Source organism: Marinobacter sediminicola, assembly GCF_031157525.1.
Lineage (GTDB): Bacteria > Pseudomonadota > Gammaproteobacteria > Pseudomonadales > Oleiphilaceae > Marinobacter > Marinobacter sediminicola.
Genome location: NZ_JAVIXR010000009.1, coordinates 46,537 through 69,117 on the forward strand (window position 1 = coordinate 46,537; position 22,581 = coordinate 69,117).

The 22,581-nt window shown below is 54.7% G+C and carries 16 protein-coding genes; 9 read left to right on the forward strand and 7 right to left on the reverse strand.

Annotated features, from left to right (window positions below; genetic code table 11):
- Positions 1-3: 3 nt before the first annotated feature.
- Both RG807_RS12960 and RG807_RS12965 read right to left on the reverse strand, forming a co-directional pair.
- The gene (locus RG807_RS12960; protein ID WP_309045253.1) at positions 4-1,587 is read right to left on the reverse strand and encodes a fatty acyl-CoA synthetase; all 1,584 of its coding nucleotides are present in this window, start codon (positions 1,585-1,587) and stop codon (positions 4-6) included.
- A 133-nt stretch (positions 1,588-1,720) separates the two neighbouring features.
- Positions 1,721-2,734 carry an AraC family transcriptional regulator gene (locus RG807_RS12965; protein ID WP_309045254.1) on the reverse strand — a complete coding sequence of 338 codons (1,014 nt, stop codon included), beginning with the start codon at positions 2,732-2,734 and terminating at the stop codon, positions 1,721-1,723.
- A 135-nt stretch (positions 2,735-2,869) separates the two neighbouring features.
- On the opposite strand from RG807_RS12965, the gene RG807_RS12970 reads away from it, so the two are divergent.
- The 5 genes from RG807_RS12970 to RG807_RS12990 all read left to right on the forward strand — a co-directional run bounded on the left by RG807_RS12970 (position 2,870) and on the right by RG807_RS12990 (position 8,509).
- The gene (locus tag RG807_RS12970) at positions 2,870-4,012 is read left to right on the forward strand and encodes an acyl-CoA dehydrogenase family protein (RefSeq protein WP_309045255.1); all 1,143 of its coding nucleotides are present in this window, start codon (positions 2,870-2,872) and stop codon (positions 4,010-4,012) included.
- Between the two features lie 49 nt (positions 4,013-4,061).
- Complete coding sequence (gene bktB, locus RG807_RS12975; protein WP_309045256.1) at positions 4,062-5,249, forward strand: beta-ketothiolase BktB; 1,188 nt, start codon at positions 4,062-4,064, stop codon at positions 5,247-5,249.
- A gap of 121 nt (positions 5,250-5,370) precedes the next feature.
- The gene (locus tag RG807_RS12980; RefSeq protein ID WP_309045257.1) at positions 5,371-6,132 is read left to right on the forward strand and encodes an SDR family NAD(P)-dependent oxidoreductase; all 762 of its coding nucleotides are present in this window, start codon (positions 5,371-5,373) and stop codon (positions 6,130-6,132) included.
- 25 nt (positions 6,133-6,157) lie between these two features.
- Positions 6,158-7,309: an acyl-CoA dehydrogenase family protein gene (locus RG807_RS12985; RefSeq protein ID WP_309045258.1), complete on the forward strand. Its 1,152-nt coding sequence runs from the start codon at positions 6,158-6,160 to the stop codon at positions 7,307-7,309.
- Positions 7,310-7,327: 18 nt separating this feature from the next.
- Entirely contained in the window at positions 7,328-8,509 is a 1,182-nt protein-coding gene (locus RG807_RS12990; RefSeq protein WP_309045259.1) for a thiolase family protein, read from the forward strand.
- Positions 8,510-8,556: 47 nt separating this feature from the next.
- On the opposite strand, the gene RG807_RS12995 is transcribed toward RG807_RS12990, so the two are convergent.
- Together RG807_RS12995 and ilvG are read right to left on the reverse strand one after the other, a co-directional pair.
- Complete coding sequence (locus tag RG807_RS12995) at positions 8,557-8,838, reverse strand: ACT domain-containing protein (protein WP_309045260.1); 282 nt, start codon at positions 8,836-8,838, stop codon at positions 8,557-8,559.
- Entirely contained in the window at positions 8,835-10,535 is a 1,701-nt protein-coding gene (gene ilvG / locus RG807_RS13000; RefSeq protein WP_309045261.1) for an acetolactate synthase 2 catalytic subunit, read from the reverse strand. Before ilvG ends, RG807_RS12995 begins: the two co-directional genes overlap by 4 nt.
- 334 nt (positions 10,536-10,869) lie before the next feature.
- On the opposite strand from ilvG, the gene RG807_RS13005 reads away from it, so the two are divergent.
- From RG807_RS13005 to RG807_RS13015, 3 genes are all read left to right on the forward strand, one after another.
- Positions 10,870-11,952, forward strand: a complete 1,083-nt coding sequence (locus tag RG807_RS13005; protein ID WP_309045262.1) for an efflux RND transporter periplasmic adaptor subunit — start codon at positions 10,870-10,872, stop codon at positions 11,950-11,952.
- A 5-nt stretch (positions 11,953-11,957) separates the two neighbouring features.
- A complete protein-coding gene (locus RG807_RS13010) occupies positions 11,958-15,044 on the forward strand; it encodes an efflux RND transporter permease subunit (RefSeq protein WP_309045263.1) in 3,087 nt (1,028 codons plus the stop codon).
- 170 nt (positions 15,045-15,214) lie between these two features.
- On the forward strand, positions 15,215-17,107 hold the full coding sequence (locus RG807_RS13015; protein WP_309045264.1) for a sensor domain-containing diguanylate cyclase: 1,893 nt from the start codon (positions 15,215-15,217) through the stop codon (positions 17,105-17,107).
- Here RG807_RS13015 and RG807_RS13020 read toward each other — a convergent pair.
- The 3 genes from RG807_RS13020 to RG807_RS13030 form a co-directional block, all read right to left on the reverse strand.
- A complete protein-coding gene (locus tag RG807_RS13020) occupies positions 17,098-18,567 on the reverse strand; it encodes an amidase (RefSeq protein WP_309045265.1) in 1,470 nt (489 codons plus the stop codon). The two genes, RG807_RS13015 and RG807_RS13020, sit on opposite strands and share 10 nt — an antisense overlap.
- A 154-nt stretch (positions 18,568-18,721) precedes the next feature.
- On the reverse strand, positions 18,722-19,495 hold the full coding sequence (djlA, locus tag RG807_RS13025) for a co-chaperone DjlA (RefSeq protein ID WP_309045266.1): 774 nt from the start codon (positions 19,493-19,495) through the stop codon (positions 18,722-18,724).
- A 124-nt stretch (positions 19,496-19,619) separates the two neighbouring features.
- Complete coding sequence (locus RG807_RS13030) at positions 19,620-20,900, reverse strand: MgtC/SapB family protein (RefSeq protein ID WP_309045267.1); 1,281 nt, start codon at positions 20,898-20,900, stop codon at positions 19,620-19,622.
- Between the two features lie 193 nt (positions 20,901-21,093).
- On the opposite strand from RG807_RS13030, the gene RG807_RS13035 reads away from it, so the two are divergent.
- Positions 21,094-22,581, forward strand: coding sequence for a SulP family inorganic anion transporter (locus tag RG807_RS13035; RefSeq protein ID WP_309045268.1), 1,488 nt, complete (start codon positions 21,094-21,096; stop codon positions 22,579-22,581).

Genomic DNA, 22,581 nt, shown 5'->3' on the forward strand with positions numbered 1-22,581 from the left:
GCCTTAGGAGAGGTCTTCTCTGAGCTTTCTCTTCAGCAGTTTCCCCGCCGTATTTTTCGGCAGCTGATCTACAAAGTGGATGTGTTTCGGCACTTTGAAGCTGGCGAGTTTGGCGCGGGCATGGCTCATCAAGGCGTCTGAATCTTCGGTGTATCCGTCTCTGAGTACTACAACCGCGCAGATGGCTTCTATCCACTTTTCATCGGGTACGCCAATCACAGCCACTTCTGCAACGGATTCATGTTGATAGAGAGCTTCTTCCACATCACGGCTGGCAACCAGAACACCGCCGGTATTCACCACGTCTTTAATGCGGTCAACGATGTAGATATAGCCTTCTTCATCCTGGTAACCCAGGTCGCCAGAATGGAACCAGCCATCTTTGAAGGCTTCTTCGGTTGCTTCGGGTTTGGCCCAGTAACCGACCATCAATTGAGGTGACTGGTGCACCAGTTCGCCTTGTTCTCCAGGCTGGCAATCTTTACCGGTTACCGGGTCCACAATGCGGGTCATCACAGTTTGCATAGGGCGGCCGGCAGAGGAAGGCCGTTCCGCATGTTCCTCAGGTAGCAGTACCGTTGCCAGAGGTGCGATTTCACTTTGGCCGTAGCAGTTGTAGAGGCCTGCACCCGGGAGCTTTTCACCCAGCTCTTTGACCACCTGGCCGGGCATGATGGAGGCGCCGTAGTAGAGCTTGTCCATATGCTGGAGTTTGTCCGGGTTGAACTGCGGGTTCTGCAGCAGTGCAATCCAGACGGTGGGTGGCGCGAAAAAGGCATTGAGTTGTTCGCGGGCCAACAGCCCGAGAATGGCATCCGGTGTTGGCGTGTTGATCAGTCGGCTGTAGCCGCCACTGAGCAGCATGGGCATTGAAAATACATGCATTTGCGCAGAGTGGTACAGAGGCAAGGCCGCGAGAGAGCGATCGCTGGCGCGGATGTTCAGATGGTACTGGCAGGCGCTGTAGTGGCTCATCAGCGAGCGGTGGGTGTGCATGGCACCTTTGGGATCGGAGGTTGTGCCTGAGGTATAAAGAATCTGCACAACGTCTGTATCTGAAATCTCAACGTCCGGTGCGGTGTCATCACCGGCTGCAAACGCGAGTTTCAGGGCATCCGGGGCCTTGTCGTTTTGCCCGTTGTGAAGGGTTCCGTAAGTGCCAACCTCCACAGTGTTTTTAACGGCATCTACCTGAGCTTGCAGGTCCGTATCGAAAAACAGGGCCTTGCAACCGGACTGATTCACTACATAGGTCAGCTCTTTACCAATCAGCGCGTAGTTAACCGGTACGTGAATGAGCCCGGCTTTTGTGCAGGCAAGCCAAAGTAACAGGTAGGCGTCGGAGTTTTTACCATAAGCGCCAACACGATCACCTTTAGTCAGCCCAAGTTCGATAAGGCGGTGGGCCAGGCGGTTTGAGGCTGTGTGAATGTCGGTATAGGTCCAGGTTCTCTCGTCGAATGCCAAGGCTGTGCGCTTGCCGTGAGTGCGCGCGGCGCGGGCGAGGGCATCACCTATGGTGTTGCGCAGTGCCCGGGCAATGCCCGCCGGCAGAGCGCTGGAGGCAGTTGTGCTGTGGTTGTTCATGCAAGTACCTCTGTTGGTGTTTTTATATTGGTATGGCTGGCATTAACTCAAAGAAGCACTGGCTTCGGGAATGACCTGTCAGGTCGAAAAAATTGACCCAATCAGCCAAGTAGATCTGTTTGTCACATGGTGGTTAGCCAGCCCATTGCGAGGGCGACTTGCCCGTCCAGCGTTTGAAGGCACGGCAGAATGAGGCCGTTTCCGAGAAGCCGACCCGCTCACTGATGTCCGCCACGCTGAGGTTTTCTGTGCTCATGAGTTTTATGGCGTGCTCCCTCCGCAGGCTGTTTTTGATCAGGCGCAGCGAGGTGCCTTCTTCCTGTAACTTACGGCCTATGCTTCTGGGTGTCATGTGCAATAGCTCTGCAATTTCACCTAGGCTGGGCATGTTGTTCAGGCTCTGGTTTGCGAGCAAGGCGCGTACACGGTTTCGCAGGCTGTCGTCGTTGTCGGGTCTGTGCAAAATGTAGGCCGGAGCTTCTTTCAGGAACGTTTCCAGTTCTGCTTCGCTCCGGGTGATCGGCAGTTGCAGGTATTTTTCATGCAGAGTAAAGCCGCATACAGGCTTATCAAACTGCAACTCCGTGGGGAACATGGCGCGATACTCATTAACATGTCTCGGCGCAGGATAACTGAAACAGGTTGTCGCGAATGGGATCTGTTGGTCCACCAACCAGCATGTGAATCTTTGCCACATAAGAAGCAGGAATTCCTGCAGCATGTGGTCTGTATCCTGGCTGGCATCTGCGAGGCTAAGGCGGAAAAACACTAGTTTGTTGCTGTCGCTTTCTCCCAAACCTATGTCGACATTGTTACAGGCGATGCTGTAAACCCGGGCGCTTTTGCGAAGCACGGCCCCGAGGGAAGCGGAATCAAGGCAGTAGTCTGCCATTAATGCGAAGGTGCCATTTTTGCAGGGGCTGGTGGATAACCCAAGGAATTCATCGCGGGTTGCTCGCCACACGCTCTTGATCAGCTGGGTGAGCTGTTGTTCGGTAATCAGTTGCTCGGGCTTGTTCAGCCACTCGATGGGAATCCCGGCGCTGCCCAGCAGCGTATCTTTGCTCACCCCTTGCCTTTCGGCACCGCGAATTGAAGCCCGGAGATAGTGGTTCGCGATGTGGGGTATGGATTGCGGTTTGGGCATATTTACAGTTGATCAAATGCGTATTGTGTCAATTTTTTCGGCTTGTACAGCCATTCCCGATGAGCAGGATAACCCTTTAAATGGTTGGCTGCCTGAATAATCAGATCACTAATGGGGCTATTTAAGAGGTTACCTATGTCCGGACACCAAGACGATACTGCGCTGTTTCATGAAATGATCAACCGGGTTCTTGATAAAGAGATTGCGCCAAGCTATGAGCAATGGGAGGAGCAATCTGCAATCCCGCGCCCGGTTTGGAACACGCTGGGGCAGGCCGGCATGCTTGGTATTGATATGCCTGAAGAGTACGGAGGTGCAGGTGCCAGCTTCGAAATCTCGCAGCTGGCGATCTCCGAAATAGCGCGCAAGGGTTTTGGTGGCCTGGCGGGTGGCTATAACATCCACGCCAATATAGTCATGCCATATATTTTGCATCTTGGCACGGAGGCTCAGAAAGAGCGCTATCTCCCGGGGATGATCCGTGGCGACATTCTCAGTGCCATTGCCATGACTGAGCCGGGTGCGGGCAGTGATCTGGCAGCTATGCGCACCACAGCCCAGCGCACTGACAATGGCTATGTCATCAATGGTGCCAAGGTGTTTATCACCAACGGTTTGCAGGCGGAACTGGTGATTGTATGCGCCAAAACCGATCCCCATGCCGGCGCCAAAGGTGTCTCTCTTTTCCTTGTGGATGCCAGTCTGCCCGGGTTCACCCGCGGTAAGGGCATCCGTAAAATAGGCCAGCATGCCAGTGATACCGCAGAGTTGTTTTTCTCGGATCTTGAGGTACCCCACGATGCGTTGCTTGGCGAAGAAGGCAAGGGTTTTACGTATCTGATGCAGGAATTGCCCCGGGAACGCCTGGGTGTTGCTGCTCAAGCAGTGGGTGCAACTGAGGGTGTGTTGGCGCTGACTCTGGATTATGTGCAACAACGCCAGGCATTTGGCCAGCGAGTTGCAGAGTTTCAGAATACCCGGTTCAAGCTGGCCGAAGCCAAGGCGCGGCTTGAGATGGGCAAAGCCTATCTGAATCAGTGCATCGGGAGTTACCTGAAAGGCGAAATGGGGCCAACGGAAGCCGCCATTCTCAAACTGATGCTCACGGAAATGCAGTGCGATATTGCCAATGAGTGCTTGCAGCTATTTGGCGGCTACGGGTATACCGTGGAGTACCCTGTGTCGCGATTCTTTGTGGATGCCCGTGTGCAAACAATCTACGCCGGCACCTCGGAAATTATGAAAGAAGTGATTGCCCGCTCCATGCTGGGCAAATAGATTATGCGCTCTGTGGAATTCCAGTTATCCAAATCTTGAGGAACGATCAATGAAACTTACTGATGTTGTCATTCTCGACGGTGCCCGCACCGCCATTGGCGGTTTTGGCGGTAGCCTGAGCTCCCTGAGCCCGGCTGAGCTTGGAACCTGTGCAGCCAAAGAAGCTATTAGCCGTTCAGGCGTGCCTGCAGAAGACATCGACCATTCGGTGTTCGGCCATATCATTCCTACCGGCCCAGCAGATGCGTACGTAGCTCGCCACATCGGCCTGAATTCCGGCCTGCAGAAGGGCTCTGCTGCATTCAACGTAAACCGCCTTTGTGGTTCTGGCGTTCAGTCGGTTATCAGTGCTGCACAAATGATCCTGATGGGCGATAGCCAGGTCGCACTGGCTGGCGGTGCGGAGAGTATGAGCCAGGGCGCCTATGTGCTGCCCAACGTTCGCAAAGGCCTGCGTATGGGTGACGGTAAAGCCGTTGATATGACCCTGGGAACGCTGACCGATCCGTTTGGCAGCGGCCACATGGGCATGACTGCTGAGCGTATTGCAGAAAAATACGGTTTAACCCGTGAAGATCTGGATACCTTCTCGGCAGAAAGCCATCGCCGCGCGAGCCACGCCATTGAGAGTGGTTACTTCAAAGAGCAGATTGTGCCGGTAACTGTCAAACAGGGTCGCAAGGAAGTCGTTTTTGAGCAGGATGAGCACGTGCGTGCAGGCACTACAGCTGAAAGCCTTTCAGGCTTGAAACCGGCCTTTGCCAAAGACGGCATAGTTACGCCGGGCAATGCGTCGGGCATTAACGATGGTGCGGCAGCCATGGTGCTGACCAGCGCAGCTGAAGCCGAAAAGCGCGGCCTGAAAGCCCGTGCACGTATTGTGGGATATGCCTTTGCCGGGGTAGACCCCAGCGTAATGGGCCTTGGCCCGATCCCGGCGGTACGAACTGTGTTGGAGAAAACAGGTCTCAGCGTGGCAGATCTGGATGTGATCGAGTCCAACGAAGCTTTTGCAGCCCAGGCACTGGCGGTTAGCAAGGAGCTTGGCTTGCCCGCAGATAAAGTGAACCCGAATGGTGGTGCGGTTGCTCTGGGTCACCCTGTGGGTGCTACCGGTTCCATCCTTATCGTTAAAACCATGGCCGAGCTTGAGCGCACCGGTGGCCGCTACGGCCTGATCACCATGTGCATTGGTGGTGGCCAGGGTATTGCGTTGATTATTGAGCGCATTAATTGATCAATCAGTCGGATTTCTTTTTAAGGCTGAATTGGGTACAGTTTACGTTAACGTAAAGCGTAAGCTGGCCCAATTTAGCCAATAGCTGCCGATTAAAACCCCGAAACGAAGGGAGAAGTTGATGGAATTCAATAATGTACCGGCCATTGTGACAGGTGGAGCCTCAGGACTTGGCGAGGGCGCAGCCCGCGCATTGGCGGCTGCTGGCTGCAAAGTAGCAGTCTTCGACCTGCAAAAAGAGCAGGGCGAGAAAGTGGCTGCAGACATTGGCGGAATCTTTGTGCACTGCGATGTGAGTTCAGCTGAAAGTGCAGAAGCTGCGTTGGCAACAGCCCGTGAAGCCCACGGCCTGTGTGGCATTGCTGTCAACTGCGCGGGTGTTGGCTGGGCGGGTAAAATCCTCGGTCGTGACGGTGTTATGCCGCTGGAGAACTTCAGTAAGGTTATTCAGATCAACCTGATCGGCACCTTCAATATTTTGAGGCTGGCGGCTGCCGATATGGCTCAGCGCGAACCCAACGCAGACGGTGAGCGCGGAGTCATTATCAACACAGCATCGGTCGCCGCTTATGAAGGGCAGATCGGACAGGCTGCGTACAGCGCCTCCAAGGGTGGTGTTGTTGCCTTGACCATACAGTCGGCCCGTGAGCTGGCGCGCGAAGGCATTCGTGTGAACACCATTGCACCAGGCTTGTTCATGACACCCATGATGGCTGGCATGCCGCAAGAAGTGCAGGACAGCCTGGCGGCAACTCTGCCGTTTCCCCAGCGCCTGGGTAAGCCCGAAGAGTTCGGCATGATGGTGGATCAGATGGTGCGTAATCCTATTCTGAATGGCGAAACCATCCGGCTGGACAGCGCACTGCGCATGGCACCCAGATAAATCCGATTAAATACAGGAGAGCGCAATGACCAACTCAGTGGATCAGGAAGAGCTCGATCTGTTCAGAGCGTCTGTCATCAAGGCTCTGGAAACAGAAGTTGCGCCCCATTACGAGGCCTGGGAGAAATCCGGCCTTGTGCCCCGTGAACTCTGGAATACCCTCGGCAATGCCGGCATGTTGTGTGTGGATATTCCTGAAGATTGCGGCGGCTGCGGGGCGCCTTTCCAATACTCCGTGGTGGTGGGCGAAGAGCTGGCCCGCATGGGGTTTGGTGCGCTCTCCACCAATGTAATGGTGCATTCGGATATCGTCGCCCCCTACATCAGCCATTTGGGCAGCGAAGCGCAAAAGCAGCAGTGGCTGCCCAAAATGGTGTCGGGCGAAGTGGTTGGCGCCATTGCCATGACCGAGCCGGGTGCCGGCAGTGATCTGCAGGCCATGCGCACAAGCGCGGTGCGAGACGGCGACGACTATATCCTCAATGGTTCGAAAACCTTCATCACCAATGGCCAGCATGCGGACATGGTGATTGTTGCGGCGAAGACTGACCCGGCTGCCGGCGCCAAAGGCATCAGCCTGTTTCTGGTAGACACCAGCCTGCCGGGATACAGCAAAGGCCGTAACATCGGCAAGATCGGCCAGCACAGTGGCGACACCTCCGAACTGTTCTTTTCAGATATGCGCGTTCCTGCCACCGCACTGGTAGGGCAGGAGGGCAAAGGTTTTGCCTACCTGATGCAGGAGCTGCCACGGGAGCGCCTGGTTATCGGCGCGCTGGGCGTAGCAGCAGCCAGAGGCGCTTTGGATTTGACCATTGCCTACTCCCAGGAGCGAGAGCTGTTCGGCCAGAAACTGGCGCAACTACAGAACACCCGTTTTGAAATAGCCCGCATGGAAACCGATTATCAGGTTAACAAGGCATTCGTGAGCCAGTGCATCAGCCAATACGAAGCGGGTGAGTTGGATGCTGCTACAGCTTCCATGGCCAAGTACAGCGCCACGGAAATGCAATGCCGTGTGGCGGATGGCTGTTTGCAGCTGTTCGGCGGTTATGGCTATACCACGGAATATCCGATTTCCCGCGCATTCATGGATGCCCGGGTACAGCGTATTTACGGCGGTACTTCAGAAGTCATGAAAGAAATCATTGCCCGCTCCGTTCTGGGTAGAGGCTGAAATCAGTGAGGTTTGAATATGAGCGATAACAGCGTTGTGATTGCCGGGTCTGCCCGAACACCTATGGGCGGCATGATGGGCTCGCTGAGCTCTGTACGCTCTCCGGAGTTGGGGGCTACTGCCATCAAAGCAGCCATTGAGCGCAGTGGGCTGAAGCCTGTGGATGTTCAGGAAGTGGTCATGGGTTGCGTATTGCCTGCCGGTTTGGGGCAGGCGCCAGCTCGCCAGGCTTCCCGTGGTGCAGGTATTCCAGACAGCTCCGGTTGCACTACTGTGAACAAGATGTGCGGCTCCGGTATGCAAGCCGTGATCATGGCTCATGATCAGATTAAAGCAGGCACCAACAATATTATGGTTGCTGGCGGCATGGAGAATATGAGCCAGGCGCCATACCTGTTACCGAAAGCGCGCGGCGGTATGCGGATGGGCCACGGACAGGTGATGGACAGCATGTTCCTCGACGGCCTTGAAGATGCCTACGAAGGCGGCCTGATGGGTGTGTTCGCACAAAAGAGCGCAGACGATTACAAGATCACCCGCGAGCAGATGGACGACTTTGCCATTCGGTCTCTGGAGCGCGCCAACGCGGCCATCAGCAATGGCTGGTTCGAACCGGAAATCTGCGCGGTTACCGTATCCGGCCGTGGTGGCGATACCCAAGTGAGCGTTGATGAACAGCCTGGAAATGCTCGCCCCGAGAAAATCCCCACACTGAAACCGGCCTTTAAAAAAGACGGCACAGTCACGGCTGCCAACGCCAGTTCCATCAGTGATGGTGCATCGGCTCTGGTACTGGCGTCCGCGGAAGAAGCAAAAGCCCGTGGTTTGACTGCTCAGGCCAGGATTGTTGCCCACGCGACTCACGCCCAGTTACCAGCGGAGTTCACGCTTGCACCCATCGGTGCGGTTGAAAAGGTTTTGAAAAAGGCCGGCTGGAGCAAAGACGATGTGGATCTCTACGAGATCAACGAAGCCTTTGCAGTGGTTTCTTTGCTGGCGATTAATGAGTTGGGACTCGATGCTGAGAAGGTGAACGTGTACGGGGGCGCTTGTGCACTTGGGCACCCCATTGGCTCATCAGGTTCACGTATTATAATTACGCTCATCAACGCCCTGAAACAGAAAGGGTTGAAGCGTGGAGTGGCGTCTCTGTGCATCGGCGGTGGTGAAGCCACGGCCGTTGCTGTAGAGCTTCTCTGATAGAAAGCCGGTGTAGCGCAAGTGTGGCGCTACACCGGCTTTCTATGTCAGGCGATACGACTGGCGGCCGCCACCACCGGCGCAGCAAGCTTTACCTCCGCTACCGTATGCAGCTTTTCCAGCTGAGACTGAAGCATGGCAACTGGGCGTGTGCCCTGAATTGTCAGGGCGATGTTCAGCGCTCCGTCTGCTGAATCTACTGCCATTTGTGCAATCCTGAAACCACGAACGCGAACCACCTGGCACAGGCGCTCGAGCGCAGCCGCTTCGTGGCTCATCCTGCAAGTAATGTTGTAGCTGGGCGTTGTACAGCTGCTCTCAGTGGTCATGCGATTTTCTCCTTTTTGTCCGCTGCGGTGCGGCGGGTTTCATCAATCATTTCCTTGTTGCTTCCACCTGGCTTTACGATCGGCCAAACGTTTTCTTCCCGGGCAATGGCTACGTGCAGCAGCATGGGGCCGCTATAGGCCAAAATGGTTTCGATGCCGCGTCGAACCTGATCGGTGCGATCAATCTTCAGGGCAGGGATGTCGAAGGCTCGAGCCATGGCCACAAAATCCGGGTTGTCGTCCAGGTTGATATGGCTTTCCCGGTTGTTATAGAACAGCTCCTGTTGTTGGCGAACCATGCCCAGACACTGGTTATCCATAATGATCAACTTAACGGGCAGATCGTACCGGCGAATGGTGGCCAACTCCTGAGCGTTCATCATGAAGGAACCATCGCCGGTTACATTGATGACGGTGCTGTTGCGGTTCGCAAATTGAGCGCCAATCGCTGCGGGCAAACCAAAGCCCATAGTGCCAAGGCCACCGCTGGTCAGGTGATGTCGGGGGCGGTCAAACTGATAGTGCTGGGCAACCCACATCTGGTGCTGGCCAACGTCACAGGCAATGACCGTGTCGTCCGGTGCCGTGCGGGAAAGCTGGCTGATGAAGGCCGGGCCGGTAATGGGTGCCAATGGTTCTTCGTTGTCCGCCGCCTGAAACCCACCCGTGGTGCGCCAGGTCTGGCACTGTTTACGCCAGTCGCTGATCGCTAAGGGTGCGTCTGTGAGGCTTTTGGTTAGCTCGTTCAGAATGCTGTTCAGGTCGCCACGAACCGCGATATCCACATTGCGGAGTTTGTTGAATTCCGCCGCATCGGCGTCAATGTGAATCGTGCGGGCATTCGGGGCGAATCCGTCCAGTTTGCCGGTGGCGCGGTCGTCCAGGCGGGCGCCGATAACCAGAAGCAGATCACATTCATCCACGGCCCGGTTGGCAGCGCGAGAACCATGCATCCCCAGCATGCCCAGATTGTAAGCGCTGTGTTTGCCGGCGTTTCCAATTCCCTTCAGCGTTACTACGGCTGGCAACTCTGAGCACTTGGTAAATTCCCGGAAGCGGTCTTCTGCATGGGCCAGGCTGATGCCACCGCCACTGTATAGCAGTGGTTTGCGAGCATCGCGCAACAGAGCGATTGCGCTGCTGAGATCAGGGCTGGTTGCTTGTGGCTGCGCAGTTGCTCTGGTGGGCGCAGCCGTTGTCTCCGTCAGCAATACATCTTTCGGAATATCAATCCACACCGGCCCGGGTCGTCCGTTTTGCGCCAACTCTATGGCTTCTTCAAGAATGCCGGGCAACTCGTCTGCAGTTTCAATCAGGTAGCTGTGCTTGACGATGCCAAGGGTCATTCCCAACACATCGGTTTCCTGAAAGGCATCGGTTCCGATCAGCGCCGAGGGAACCTGGCCGGTGATAACCAACATGGGGATTGAATCCTGGTATGCGTTGGCAACGCCGGTTATCAGGTTGGTAGCACCGGGGCCGGATGTGGCAATGCACACCCCCAGCTTCCCGCTGGCCCGAGCATAGCCGTCGGCAGCCAAAGCGCAGCCTTGTTCATGGCGGCAAAGCACATGCTCAACGCTCACATCATCCACCAGTGCATCGTATAGCGGCATGATGCAGCCACCGGGGTAACCAAAAACGGTTTCGATGTTGTGGTGGTGGAACGCTTGAAGAATATGCTGTGCGCCGTTCATCGTTATATTTCCTGTTTTTTCTTCCGTAAAAAAGAAACCCCCGGGACCTTGCGGTGCCGGGGGTTTCTGGTGTTTTTGTCAGGTTTGTCGCTATTTCACCCGCTTATCCACGCAAAATCCCCCGGAAGGTATCACTACCACCAGGACGAGCATTGCGAGAATAATTACTGAGTTGATGTTCATAAAAACGACATTCTGGCCTGAATTAGCAAAAGGAATCTGTGTAGAATCTACCCCACGATTTGATCAGGTTGCAACCGTTTCGACCTTTTATTTTCTCGTTAGCGTCGTTTTCGGGCCATGGTTCACCAAAAGCAGGCTATGTAGGTATTTAATGAGCAAAGTAAAATGGAGTTCGCTGGGACTGTCTGTGATCGTTGTAATTGCCCTGATTATCTGGATGGCGACAGGCGAGGTGAAAGTCGCAAGTACCGAAGCCCCCCTAGAGCCCGAAGCTGCACAACAAGAGCGCACGCGAGTTCAGGTTACAACACTCAATGCTCAGTTGTATGAGCCAGGGCTTTTGCTTCAGGGTCAATTGGAACCCTGGAGTTCCGTAATGGTGAGTGCGCGGGTCACCGGCACAGTTGAAACGATTGCGGCGGAGCTTGGCGACTCGGTAAAGACCGGAGACGTACTTTTAACCTTATCCGAAGATGGCCGGGGTGCGGGAGTGCAACGTTGGCAGGCACGGGTTAAAAAACTGGAAGGTGATCTGGCTGCAGTACGAAGACTGGGTTCCAAAAATCTTGCATCGCAGTCTGAAACCCTTGGTGTGGAAAGTGACCTTGCGGCTGCCCGAGCGGAGTTGGAGGGTGCAAAGCTTGCGGTTGCCCATCTAAGACCCAGAGCACCGTTTGATGGAGTGGTAAACCGCAAGGAAGTTGAGACCGGCAGCCTGGTCCAGGTTAGTTCGCCCTTGTATGAATTGGTTCGAATCGACAGGCTCAAAGCCAAGGGACAGATACCCCAGCAATCCGTTGCTCAGGTGGCGCCGGGCCAGAAGGTAAGGGTGCGCCCTTTGGATGGAGAAACTCTGGATGGTGTAGTTACATTTGTCGCGAGTGCTGCAAACCCTGAGACACGAAGCTTTGCCATAGAGATCGCTGTGGAAAATCCCGATCAAAAACGTATAGCTGGCGGTAGCGCCAACCTTCGTGTTGCATTGGAGGAGGTCCAGGCCACGTTTATTTCCCCGGCTTACCTCACCCTTGGGGATGATGGGCGCCCGGGGGTGAAGTACGTTGATGACCAAAACAGGGTCGTTTTTCGTACGGTGAAATTGCTCAGTGTGTCCACTGACGGCGCCTGGGTTACGGGCTTGCCGGATGAGACTCGCCTGATTACCCGTGGTGCGGGTTTTGTTAATGAGGGCGAGCAAGTCGAGCCTGTAGACGCTTCCGAAGAGCGGGGCTGAGCCGTATGCGCGCACTTATTTTTGCGGCCATAGATCGCAGCCGCACCACTCTGCTTACGCTTTTATTCCTGACACTTGGCGGCATTGCGGCGTTCCAGATTATTCCCCGGGAGGCCAATCCCGACGTTACCATTCCCATGATTTACGTTTCCATGGCCCTGGAGGGTATAAGCCCGGAAGACGCAGAACGACTGCTGGTTCGCCCTATGGAGCAGGAACTACGCTCTTTGGAAGGCGTAAAGGAAATGCGCGGTACCGCCTCTGAAGGGCACGCTTCGGTAATGCTGGAATTCGATGCCGGGTTCGACCCGGACACAGCCCTGCAGGACGTTCGCGAGGCCGTGGATACTGCCCGTAGCAAGCTCCCCCGGGAGGCCGACGAGCCAAGCGTAAATGAAATCAACGTGTCTCTGTTCCCTGTGCTTTCCATTGGCCTGTCGGGGCCGCTGTCTGAGCGAGAGCTGATTACGGTTGCCCGTGGGCTGCAGGATGCCATCGAGGCAATTCCCGAGGTGCTGGAAGTTGATATTGGCGGCGACCGGGAAGATTTGCTTGAAATTGTAGTGGACCCCCAGGTGCTGGAGGGCTACGGCGTAGATTTCGACCAGCTTGGCAGCTTGGTCACTCGAAACAACCAGTTGGTAGCGGCAGGGTCGCTGGATACCGGCAATGGTCGTATGACCCTGAAAGTGCCGGGTGTTATCGAGAATATTGAAGATGTTATGTCCATGCCCCTCAAGGTTGATGGCGATACGGTGGTGACTTTTGGAGACGTCGCTATGTTACAGCGCACCTTCAAAGACCCGACCGGGTTTGCGCGCATCAATGGGGAGCCGGCACTTGTGCTGGAAGTATCCAAGCGCAGTGGCGCTAATATTATTGAAACCGTGGCTCAGGTACGTGATCTGATTGCCCGGGCACAACCGCTCCTGCCGGAAGCCCTGGAAGTGCGCTACATCATGGATCAGTCTGATGAGGTGCGCGACCTGCTGAGCGATCTGCTCAACAACGTACTGACGGCCATTGTGCTGGTTATTATTGTGATCATTGCTGCCATGGGGCCGCGTTCAGCCTTGTTGGTAGGGCTGACCATTCCTGGTGCCTTCCTGACAGGCATCCTGGTTATCTGGTCCATGGGTCTCACCCTCAATATCGTGGTGCTGTTCAGTCTTATTCTGGTCGCGGGCATGCTGGTGGACGGGGCGATCGTAGTATCTGAGCTGGCAGACCGAAACCTGTCTGAAGGACACACTGTAAAAAGCGCTTGGGCAGAGGCGGCAAGCCGCATGGCCTGGCCAATTATTGCTTCGACGGCAACAACGCTGGCGGTGTTTGTCCCGCTCCTGTTTTGGCCTGGGGTAGTAGGCGAGTTCATGAAATTCCTGCCTATTACCGTGATTATCTGCCTGATTGCATCTCTCGCCATGGCGCTGGTGTTTTTGCCGGTTTTGGGTGGCGTGAGTGGTGGCCGTCGCGCCCGCACGGTCAGTGAAAGCGGTCGAATGATGCATGGCTACCGCACATTGCTTTCCAAACTCCTGTCTCATCCCGGCTTCACTTTGTTAGGTGTGCTGGGCGTGGTTGTGGTGATCTATATCGCCTATGGCAAGTTCAATTACGGCATTGAGTTTTTCCCCAGCGTGGAGCCGGATTCGGCTCAGGTCCAGGTTCGTGCCCGGGGTGACCTGTCTGTTCTGGAAAGGGATGCCATAGTGCGACAGGTTGAAGGCCGGTTGCAGGGCATGCCGGAAGTAAAAGCGGTGTATGCGCGATCAATGCTGAACGCCAGCACTCAGATGGCACCGGATGTGATCGGGGTGCTTCAGTTTCAGTTTACGGACTGGTTCACCCGCCGCCCCGCCAGCGCCATTCTGGATGATTTCCTCGCCCGCACCGAGGATATCCCAGGTATCGAACTGGAATTTCGCAAGCAGGAAAATGGCCCGGCTGGCGGCAAGCCGATAGAGCTTTTGATCAGTAGCCGCGATAGCAGCAAACTCAATGGGTATGTGGATCAGATTGAGAATCAGATGCGCGCTATAGGCGGGTTTGTAGACATTGAAGATGACCGCAGCCTACCTGGCATTGAATGGCGTCTTGAGGTGGATCGTGAAGCCGCTGCCCGTTTTGGAACCGATGTGTTGAGTATTGGAAGTGCTGTGCGCCTGGTTACCAATGGTTTGGTTCTGGCTACTTATAGACCCGAAGATGTGCGCGACGAGGTAGATATTGTTGTGCGGGTTCCCAGCAACTGGCGCGAACTGGATCACTTGCAGCGCCAGACCATCAACACAGCGCGGGGGCAGGTGCCTCTTTCGCAGTTTCTTGATCTGCAACCCGGAAACAAGACCGGCAGCATTGCCCGAGTAGATGGCCAGCGTACGGTCACCATCAAGTCGGATATTGGGCCAGGAGAGCAAGTAGACAGCTTGTTGAAAGCCTTGCAAGCCAAACTTCCTGAAACGCCAGATGGCGTATCGGTCAAGTTTGCCGGTGAAAACGAAGACCAACAGCAGGCATCTAACTTTCTTGTAAGTGCATTTTTGATTGCGATTGCCATGATGCTGCTTATTCTGGTTACCCAGTTCAACTCGCTGTATCAGAGTTTCCTGATTCTTTCTGCGATTGTCCTTTCTACCGCGGGGGTGCTTCTGGGCTTGCTGCTGAACGGCCAGTCCTTTGGCATCGTAATGGTGGGCATGGGTATTATCGCGCTCGCGGGCATTGTGGTGAACAACAACATCATTCTGATCGACACCTACAATCAGATGAAGAAAGACGGAATGGCCGCGTACGAAGCGGCATTGGAAACCAGTTGCCTGCGTTTACGCCCGGTACTCCTCACCGCTGTTACGACTGTACTCGGGTTGATGCCCATGGTTCTGAGCGTCAACGTTGATCTGCTGACGCCGTCGCTCGGGCTGGGGGCACCGTCAACGCAGTGGTGGGCGCAGCTTTCCAGTGCCATTGCCGGAGGCCTGGCATTTGCTACCATTCTGACGTTGCTGCTGACTCCGGCGATGCTGGTGCTGGGTGATCGGGTAGGGGAGGCCTTGCGCCGAAAAATCCAACGTTTTCGGACTTCAGAATAGGGTGCCCGGCACGATTTGATCGCAAAGTTGTGCAAAGCTGTAGGGATTTGTATCCATTTTTGTTGATTTGCTCCATTTGGTAGTAAATGCAGGTAAATGCCCGATTCTGCGACCATACTACTTCAGTAGCGTTTAGCGACGCACAAGCCAGCGTAGGATTGGAGCCAGCTTTGAAACGAGACTTCAGATTATTTTGCCTGCTACTCATGTTTTTGACGTCCGTGACGGCTTTTTCTGCGGAGCAGGCCGCTATATGGAGTGAATATTCCAAGCGGGTGGAGCTGTCTCGTTTCGTTGATTATTGGCAAGAACCAGAAGACGCTACCGACATTGGTCACGTTGTCCGCTTAAGCGAGGACGCCTGGACGCGTAATGGCAGCGACAGCGTTAATCTGGGATATGGCAAACAGATCTACTGGTTTCGCGTGGCCCTTGAAAACGCCACCAGCAGTGAAGCTAACACTTTTCTTGAAATTGGCTATCCGGTTCTCGACCACATCGAGGTGTATATCAGCCCGGGCGATGGGAGCCAGACGGCCCTGGTATTGGGCGACAAACAACCGTTTTACGATCGCCCCATCCTGCACCGCAATTTCGTTCTGCCCATTACACTTGCACCCTTTGAGAAAGCGGAGGTTTACCTACGGGTAAAAACCACCAGCTCCATGCAGCTTCCGCTAACGCTTTGGAATCAGGATGCCTTTTACTCGGTAGAACAGTCCAGAAGTATGTTTGAAGGACTGTACTACGGCATTGTGCTCGTGATGATTCTCTACCATGTGTTTGTATTCCTCGCTGTTGGCGAGAAGAGCTTTCTATATTATGTGGCGTTCCTGGCGTCTATGCCGCTCTTTCTTTCCAGCCTCCACGGTGTGGCATTCCAGTACTTGTGGCCGGAGGCGACCTGGTGGAACGACCAGGCAATTATTGTATTTCTCAGCTTGTTGGTACTTTTTGGGGCATTTTTCACGCTGGAGTTTATAAGCGTCAGTCGGGAAAACCACCCACGGCTGAATCGGTGGACGCTTGGCATTGCTATAGCAGCGGGGGTGATGGCAGTGGCCGGTTTATTTGTGTCATATCAGCATATGATTTTGCCGACAATCATCGTGGCCGTTGTCGGTTGCACCACTCTGTTGTTGCTGAGTATTGTTCGCTGGGTCAAGAACGATCCGGCCGCACGTTACTATACCTTCGCCTGGGTGTTCTTGTTGTTCGGTGGCATTGTGCTGGCAATGAACAAGTTCACCATGTTGCCGCGTAACTTACTGACCGAGAATGCCACACAGGTTGGCTCAGCTCTTGGGGTGATTTTACTGTCAATCGCTTTGGCAGACCGCCTCAACAAAGACAAGAAACGGGTTTTCGAAGCCCAGCAGGGTGCTTTGCTTGAGGAGCGTAAAGCCAGGCTCGCCCAAGCTAAAACTCTGGATATTCAGCGTGAAGCGAACGTGTTACTTGAAGAAAGAGTGCGGGAGCGTACGCGCGATCTTGAACGCCTGAACGAGCAGCTGCTTGAGTTAAGTTCTACGGATGCGCTGACTGAGCTCAGAAACCGTGGTCACTTTGATCGGGTGTTTCAATCTGCGGTTGTGCATGCCTATCGTTACCAGGAACCCCTCTCGCTGTTGGTGCTGGATATTGATCACTTCAAGCAATTCAACGATAACCACGGCCATCTGGTAGGTGATGATTGCCTGCAGATGGTTGCCCAGTGTGTACGCGAGTTGGTTACCCGGCCACAGGATTTGGCCGCCCGTTATGGTGGTGAGGAATTTGTTGTGCTACTGCCAAACACACCACACAAAGGCGCTCTCGATGTTGCCGAGCGCATCCGAAAAGCGGTAGCAGCTATGGCATTTCAGCTATCCGGCCAAACACTCCATCTCACCGTCAGTGTGGGAGTGTGTACTGAGCTACCAGCCAGTGCAGATGCCACAGAAACGCTTTTCAGCAGGGCGGATGAAGCTCTGTATCAGGCCAAGGCCAATGGCCGTAATTGTGTTGTGGCCTGGGCCGCGCCCAGCGAGGACGCGACGCTAGCCATCAATACTCAGGCGTGACTGTATTCCGCAGTGTGCACCGGAAAAGTCCAGGGTGAGAACTCGGACTCCAGGGCGAATGCAAGCTCCAACAGCGTGCGCTCATCCCCGAATTTACTCATAAGCTGTATCGAAACCGGCAGATTCTCTGATGTCATTGCCATGGGGACTGATATGGCCGGCGTGCCGGTAACGTTTGCCAGTGGGGAGAAGTTGGCATATTGAGTCAGGCGTTCAAACAGTATGTCAAAAGGCACTTTTGAGCTCAGGTGGCCCAGTTTTGGAGTAGTGTGTCCCAGAACCGGTGTCAGCACCGCATCGTAGGTAGACATGGCCTCCGCAAACTCGAACCTGGCGCGGCGTAACCGCCACAGCACTGCCGGCATCTTCCAGAAGCCTCGCTTGAACATTTTGTCCAGGCCCTGAGTCAAACCGTCTACCTGCCGTTTGTCAAAACCCAGGTGCGTTATTTTGCGCCCGTTGAGCTTCATGCCAAAGGCCAGCAGCCCCCAGTACATCGCAAAGTCATCTGGAAAGCTCGAGTTTACAGGCGTGTCCACCGGCTCAACATGGTGGCCCTGGGCTTCCAGTCTTCGCGCAGTGGCTTCAACAACCTGCCGTGTTGTGTCGTCGGTTTTGTGACCGTTAATGGAGTTTATAACGAAGCCAATCCGCATTGGCTTGCCAGATGGGCCTTCTACTTTGCCAATGACTGGCAATTTCGGGTTGCGGTAATAGCGCTCCGCTTCATAGATGAAGTTGGCCGTATCCCGAACGGTGCGCGTGACTACACCATCACTGAGAATATCAATGGGAAGCGATTTTGAGGCATCGTTTTCGATCACACGCCCGCGGGACGGCTTGAGTCCAATGAGGCCACAAACGGCCGCAGGAATTCGAATGGAACCGCCGCCGTCGTTGGCGTGGGCAATGGGAACGGCACCGCTTGCCACGAGTGCTGCCGCGCCACCTGACGAGGCTCCGCTGGAATAAGCCAGATTCCAGGGGTTTCGAGTGGGGGCATCATGAACCGGCTCTGTTGAAGCGTTAAATCCGAACTCTGGCATGGTGGTTTTTCCCATGCAGAGATAGCCTTGGGCCAACATCTGTTCCGCGAAGGGGCTCGTGTGCTTTACGAGGTATCCAGCAGGCACCGCGGCTGAGCCCTGACGAGTTGGTAGTCCCGCTACATTGGTGTTGTCTTTGATAAAGGTGGGTACACCGGTAAAAAACGGTGCATTTGCCAGATCAGGTTGCCTATCCAGTTTGGCAGCGGCTTCCAGCATCTGTTGATAGCGTTCTGCAACAACGCCGTGAACCAGTGGTTCAGCCTTGTGCAATCTATCGATGGCGGCCTGGGTTACTTCAGTTACCGATACCTCCCGGCGGCGGATTCGCTCTGCCAGGGCAGTCGCATCACTGTTCCCGAGGGCATCGTTGGTAAATGTATTGGCGGTCTGAGGGGAGTCAGAAGCTGGCATCCGAGGCATCTCCGTCTTAATGTCTGGCAGCTCGCTGCGTGCTGCTGTTCGGGAGCCATACTTTACTCGAAGGTAAAACCTGAGGACATGTCATTTCAGGTATGAGTTTACAAGCCCGCCAGATTCGACGGGACTGTATGAACGTGGTGAGCGGTCAGGAATTTTCCCGGGACTGCTTGATAACATCGTAGGCGTTGGCAATTTCCTGTGTGCGCTCTTCTGCCATTTCGCGCATGCTCTCTGGAAGACCCCTTCCTGCAAGCTTGTCTGGGTGGTTCTCGCTCATTAGTTTGCGGTACACCTTTTTCAGTTCTGCATCACTAATTGATGGGGTTACACCCAGAACCCTGTAGGCATCATCGGTTTGCTGGGCCGTAGAGCGTTGGCCGCCGGCCTGACCCGCGTGTGCGCCGCGCAGCATGGCTTCCAGTTGGTCTACCTGGCTCTCAGGCAGGCCGAGTCCGCGGGCTATACGAACCAACATTTCGTGCTCTGCCGGATGCACTACGCCATCTGCGGCTACTGCCGAAACCTGTACCTGGAGAAACATTTGCAGAAAAGCCGGTTGCCGCCCACTGATGCTCAAAAAGTGGTTCAGCTCCGCATCCAGATCAAAATCTGCGGCCTTACCCCGACTGAACGCGGCTTTTGCGGTTTCTCTCTGGGCTTCGTTCAGACGAAAGCGCACAAACATGGCTTCGGCCATCTGAATTTCGTCTTTCGAGACAATGCCATCGGCCTTGCATAGAGCACCCATAACGGCAAACACAGATTCAATAAAACCGGATTGAATACCTTGAAGTTTGCCAATCAGGCGGCTTTTAGCGCGGTTAAGCAGAAAAGCGCCCAGAGCAGCGCCCACTAAAAATCCGGGAAACTTGCCAAAGCTGTAACCAATCAAACCACCAATGATCATCGCAAACAGCATTAAAACGTCCTTAGGGGATAATGGATCAGACCACAGAATATACGTGTTTTTTAGAGGATATTCATGAACAGGCTTTCATCCAGCCGTTCGATTTCTTCTGGAAAGTGGACTGGCGGTGGTACGGTTACTGCAACCAGGCTACCAAAAGTCCCGCGCCCAGCGAGAGCAGCATGGGACCCGCCACGTAGAGCCCTATCTGTCGGTTACCGATCACCCATGCCATACCGGATTTGACCAGATTGTTGGTGGCCGCAGCAATCACGATACCGAGCACCGCAGCATCCATCGCCAAGCCATTGTTGGACATGCGGGTGAGGGACAGGGTGATAGCATCAACATCCGCAACGCCGGAGGTGGCAGCCAGCATATAAATACCGGTATCGCCCAGCCAGTCTTTCAGAAAGTCCCCAAGTAGCAGAATAGCCGTCAGCAGCATGCCAAAAACCACCGCGGATTTCAGATCGAGCGGGTTTTGGTTAAGTGTGGGCTGGCTGACCTCGCCTGTTTCGGAATTCCTGCGCCAGATGAAAATTGCGGGCACGTAAAGCAGCAGTGTCATAACGGCCACGGGCCAGACCAGACTCGGCAGCAAGTCTCGATTGATGACGAAGCAGTAAACAAGGATGCGCGGGAACATGGTGCCGCAGGCAATCAGAATGCCGGTGGCAAATTGCGCATTCAGGGCAGGGTGTTTACCGGCCTGGCGGGCAAAGTGCAGGGTCAGGGCGGTGGATGAACTCAAGCCGGCAAACAGGCTGGTAAACAGAATCCCTTTGCTGGTACCGACCATCCGCATGGCGAAATAACCCACGAAGGAGATGGACGCAATCATCACCACCATCCACCAGATTTCCCGGGGGTTGAGCACGCCACCAGGCCCCATAGGCTCGTTCGGTAGCAGTGGCAGCATAACCACTGAAATAACCAGCAGTTTGAGTGCAGCATCCAGCTCGTGGGCTTTCAGCTTGTGCACCCAGCCGTGAATTTCGTCCTTGTTATCCAGAATAATGGCAGTAATCACAGCAGCGGTCGTCGCTATCACCGGGTCGACGGCCACGGCTATGGCACCGAAGCAGAAGGTCAGCACCATGCTGACCATGCCGGTAATGCTGAAGTTGCGAATGTGATCAAGCCGCTCGCTGTAGGCCACAATGGCCATCGCTACAACGCTCAGAAGAAGCACAGGAAACGCCCAGACGGTGATTTCCTCTGCCAGAACCGCAGAAATGCCGCCCAAAAGACCGATAAGAGAAAAGGTTCGAATGCCGGCTATGCGTTCGCCGGGTTTCTGTTCGCGGGAGCCCCAACCCCGCTCCAGGCCAATGATGGCCCCCAAAAGAAGTGCCACCGCAAGGTTAAGCGTGGTCTCATTTGAAGCCAGAAACTGGGATGCAACGTCATCCATGAACGAAGGTAGCTCATTTTTTGGTGGGTGTTGCCGTGATCATAGCAGTCAGCAAGGCTGAGAGAACAGGCGCCCTTACGCCGGAAGCGGTATTTTGGTAGAATTCGCGCCCTTTATTTTGCCGTAATTCGCAATTCATGTAACGGCAATCCCTTGGTCATTAATCTGCGCAAATTTCCGGGTACCTAAAGCTATGGTAAATACAATGAAAGCCGAATGGTTTTCCAACATTAAGGGCGATTTGCTCGCCGGAATCGTAGTTGCCCTTGCGCTGATTCCGGAAGCGATTGCCTTCTCGATCATCGCCGGAGTCGATCCTAAAGTCGGGCTCTACGCTTCCTTCTGTATTGCCGTGATCATTGCGTTTGTAGGCGGTCGCCCGGGCATGATCTCGGCAGCAACCGGTGCCATGGCGCTGCTGATGGTCACCTTGGTCAGGGAGCACGGTCTGGAGTACCTGATGGCCGCCACGCTGCTCACAGGTGTGATTCAAATAGTGGCTGGCTGGCTGAAACTGGGCGGCTTGATGAGGTTTGTGTCCCGTTCAGTGGTAACTGGTTTTGTGAATGCCTTGGCTATCCTGATCTTTATGGCTCAGCTACCGGAGCTCACGAACGTAACCTGGCATGTATACGCCATGACCGCAGCCGGGCTGGGCATTATTTATCTTTTCCCCTATGTGCCCAAGCTGGGGAAACTCGTGCCCTCGCCGTTGGTATGCATTGTGTCCCTGACGATTGTGGCAGTGATGTTCAATATCGACGTACGCACAGTGGGCGACATGGGTGAATTGCCCGACACGCTGCCAATTTTTCTCTGGCCAGATGTTCCCCTTACTCTTGAAACCTTGATGATCATCCTTCCGTATTCCATTCCGCTGGCTGTTGTGGGTTTGCTGGAATCCATGATGACCGCCACCATTGTTGACGATCTGACGGATACGGAAAGTGATCGTAACCGCGAGTGTCGGGGGCAGGGCATCGCCAACATCGGATCTGGCCTGTTTGGTGGTATGGCTGGCTGCGCGATGATTGGGCAATCCGTTATCAACGTAAAATCCGGGGGGCGCGGGCGGCTTTCCACGTTCACAGCGGGCGTGTTCCTTATGGTGATGATCGTAGTGCTGGACGACATACTGGTGCAGATCCCAATGGCTGCACTGGTGGCAGTAATGATCATGGTGTCTATCGGTACGTTCTCCTGGGACTCCATTCGCAACCTGAAAACCCACCCTGTTTCTACCAATATAGTGATGCTGGTCACTGTGTGCGTTGTGGTTGTGACCCACAATTTGGCTTTGGGCGTGTTCGCCGGCGTGCTGCTTGCGGCGCTGTTTTTTGCCAACAAAATTGGTCACTTTATGGAGGTTAAGTCCTCTCTTGATGAAGAAGCAGGCACCCGTACCTACAAGGTAACTGGCCAGGTGTTTTTCAGTTCTTCGGAAAAGTTTGTTGCATCGTTTGATTTCCGTGAAGTGGTCGATAAAGTGGTCATAGATGTTAGCCGTGCGCATTTTTGGGACATTACCGCTGTGGGTGCGCTCGATAAGGTGGTTATCAAGTTCCGCCGCGACGGCGCAGAGGTGGAAGTGATTGGTATGAACCAGGCCAGTGCCACCATCGTTGACCGTTTTGGCGTGCACGATAAGCCGGAAGGCATAGATCAGCTGATGAGCCATTAA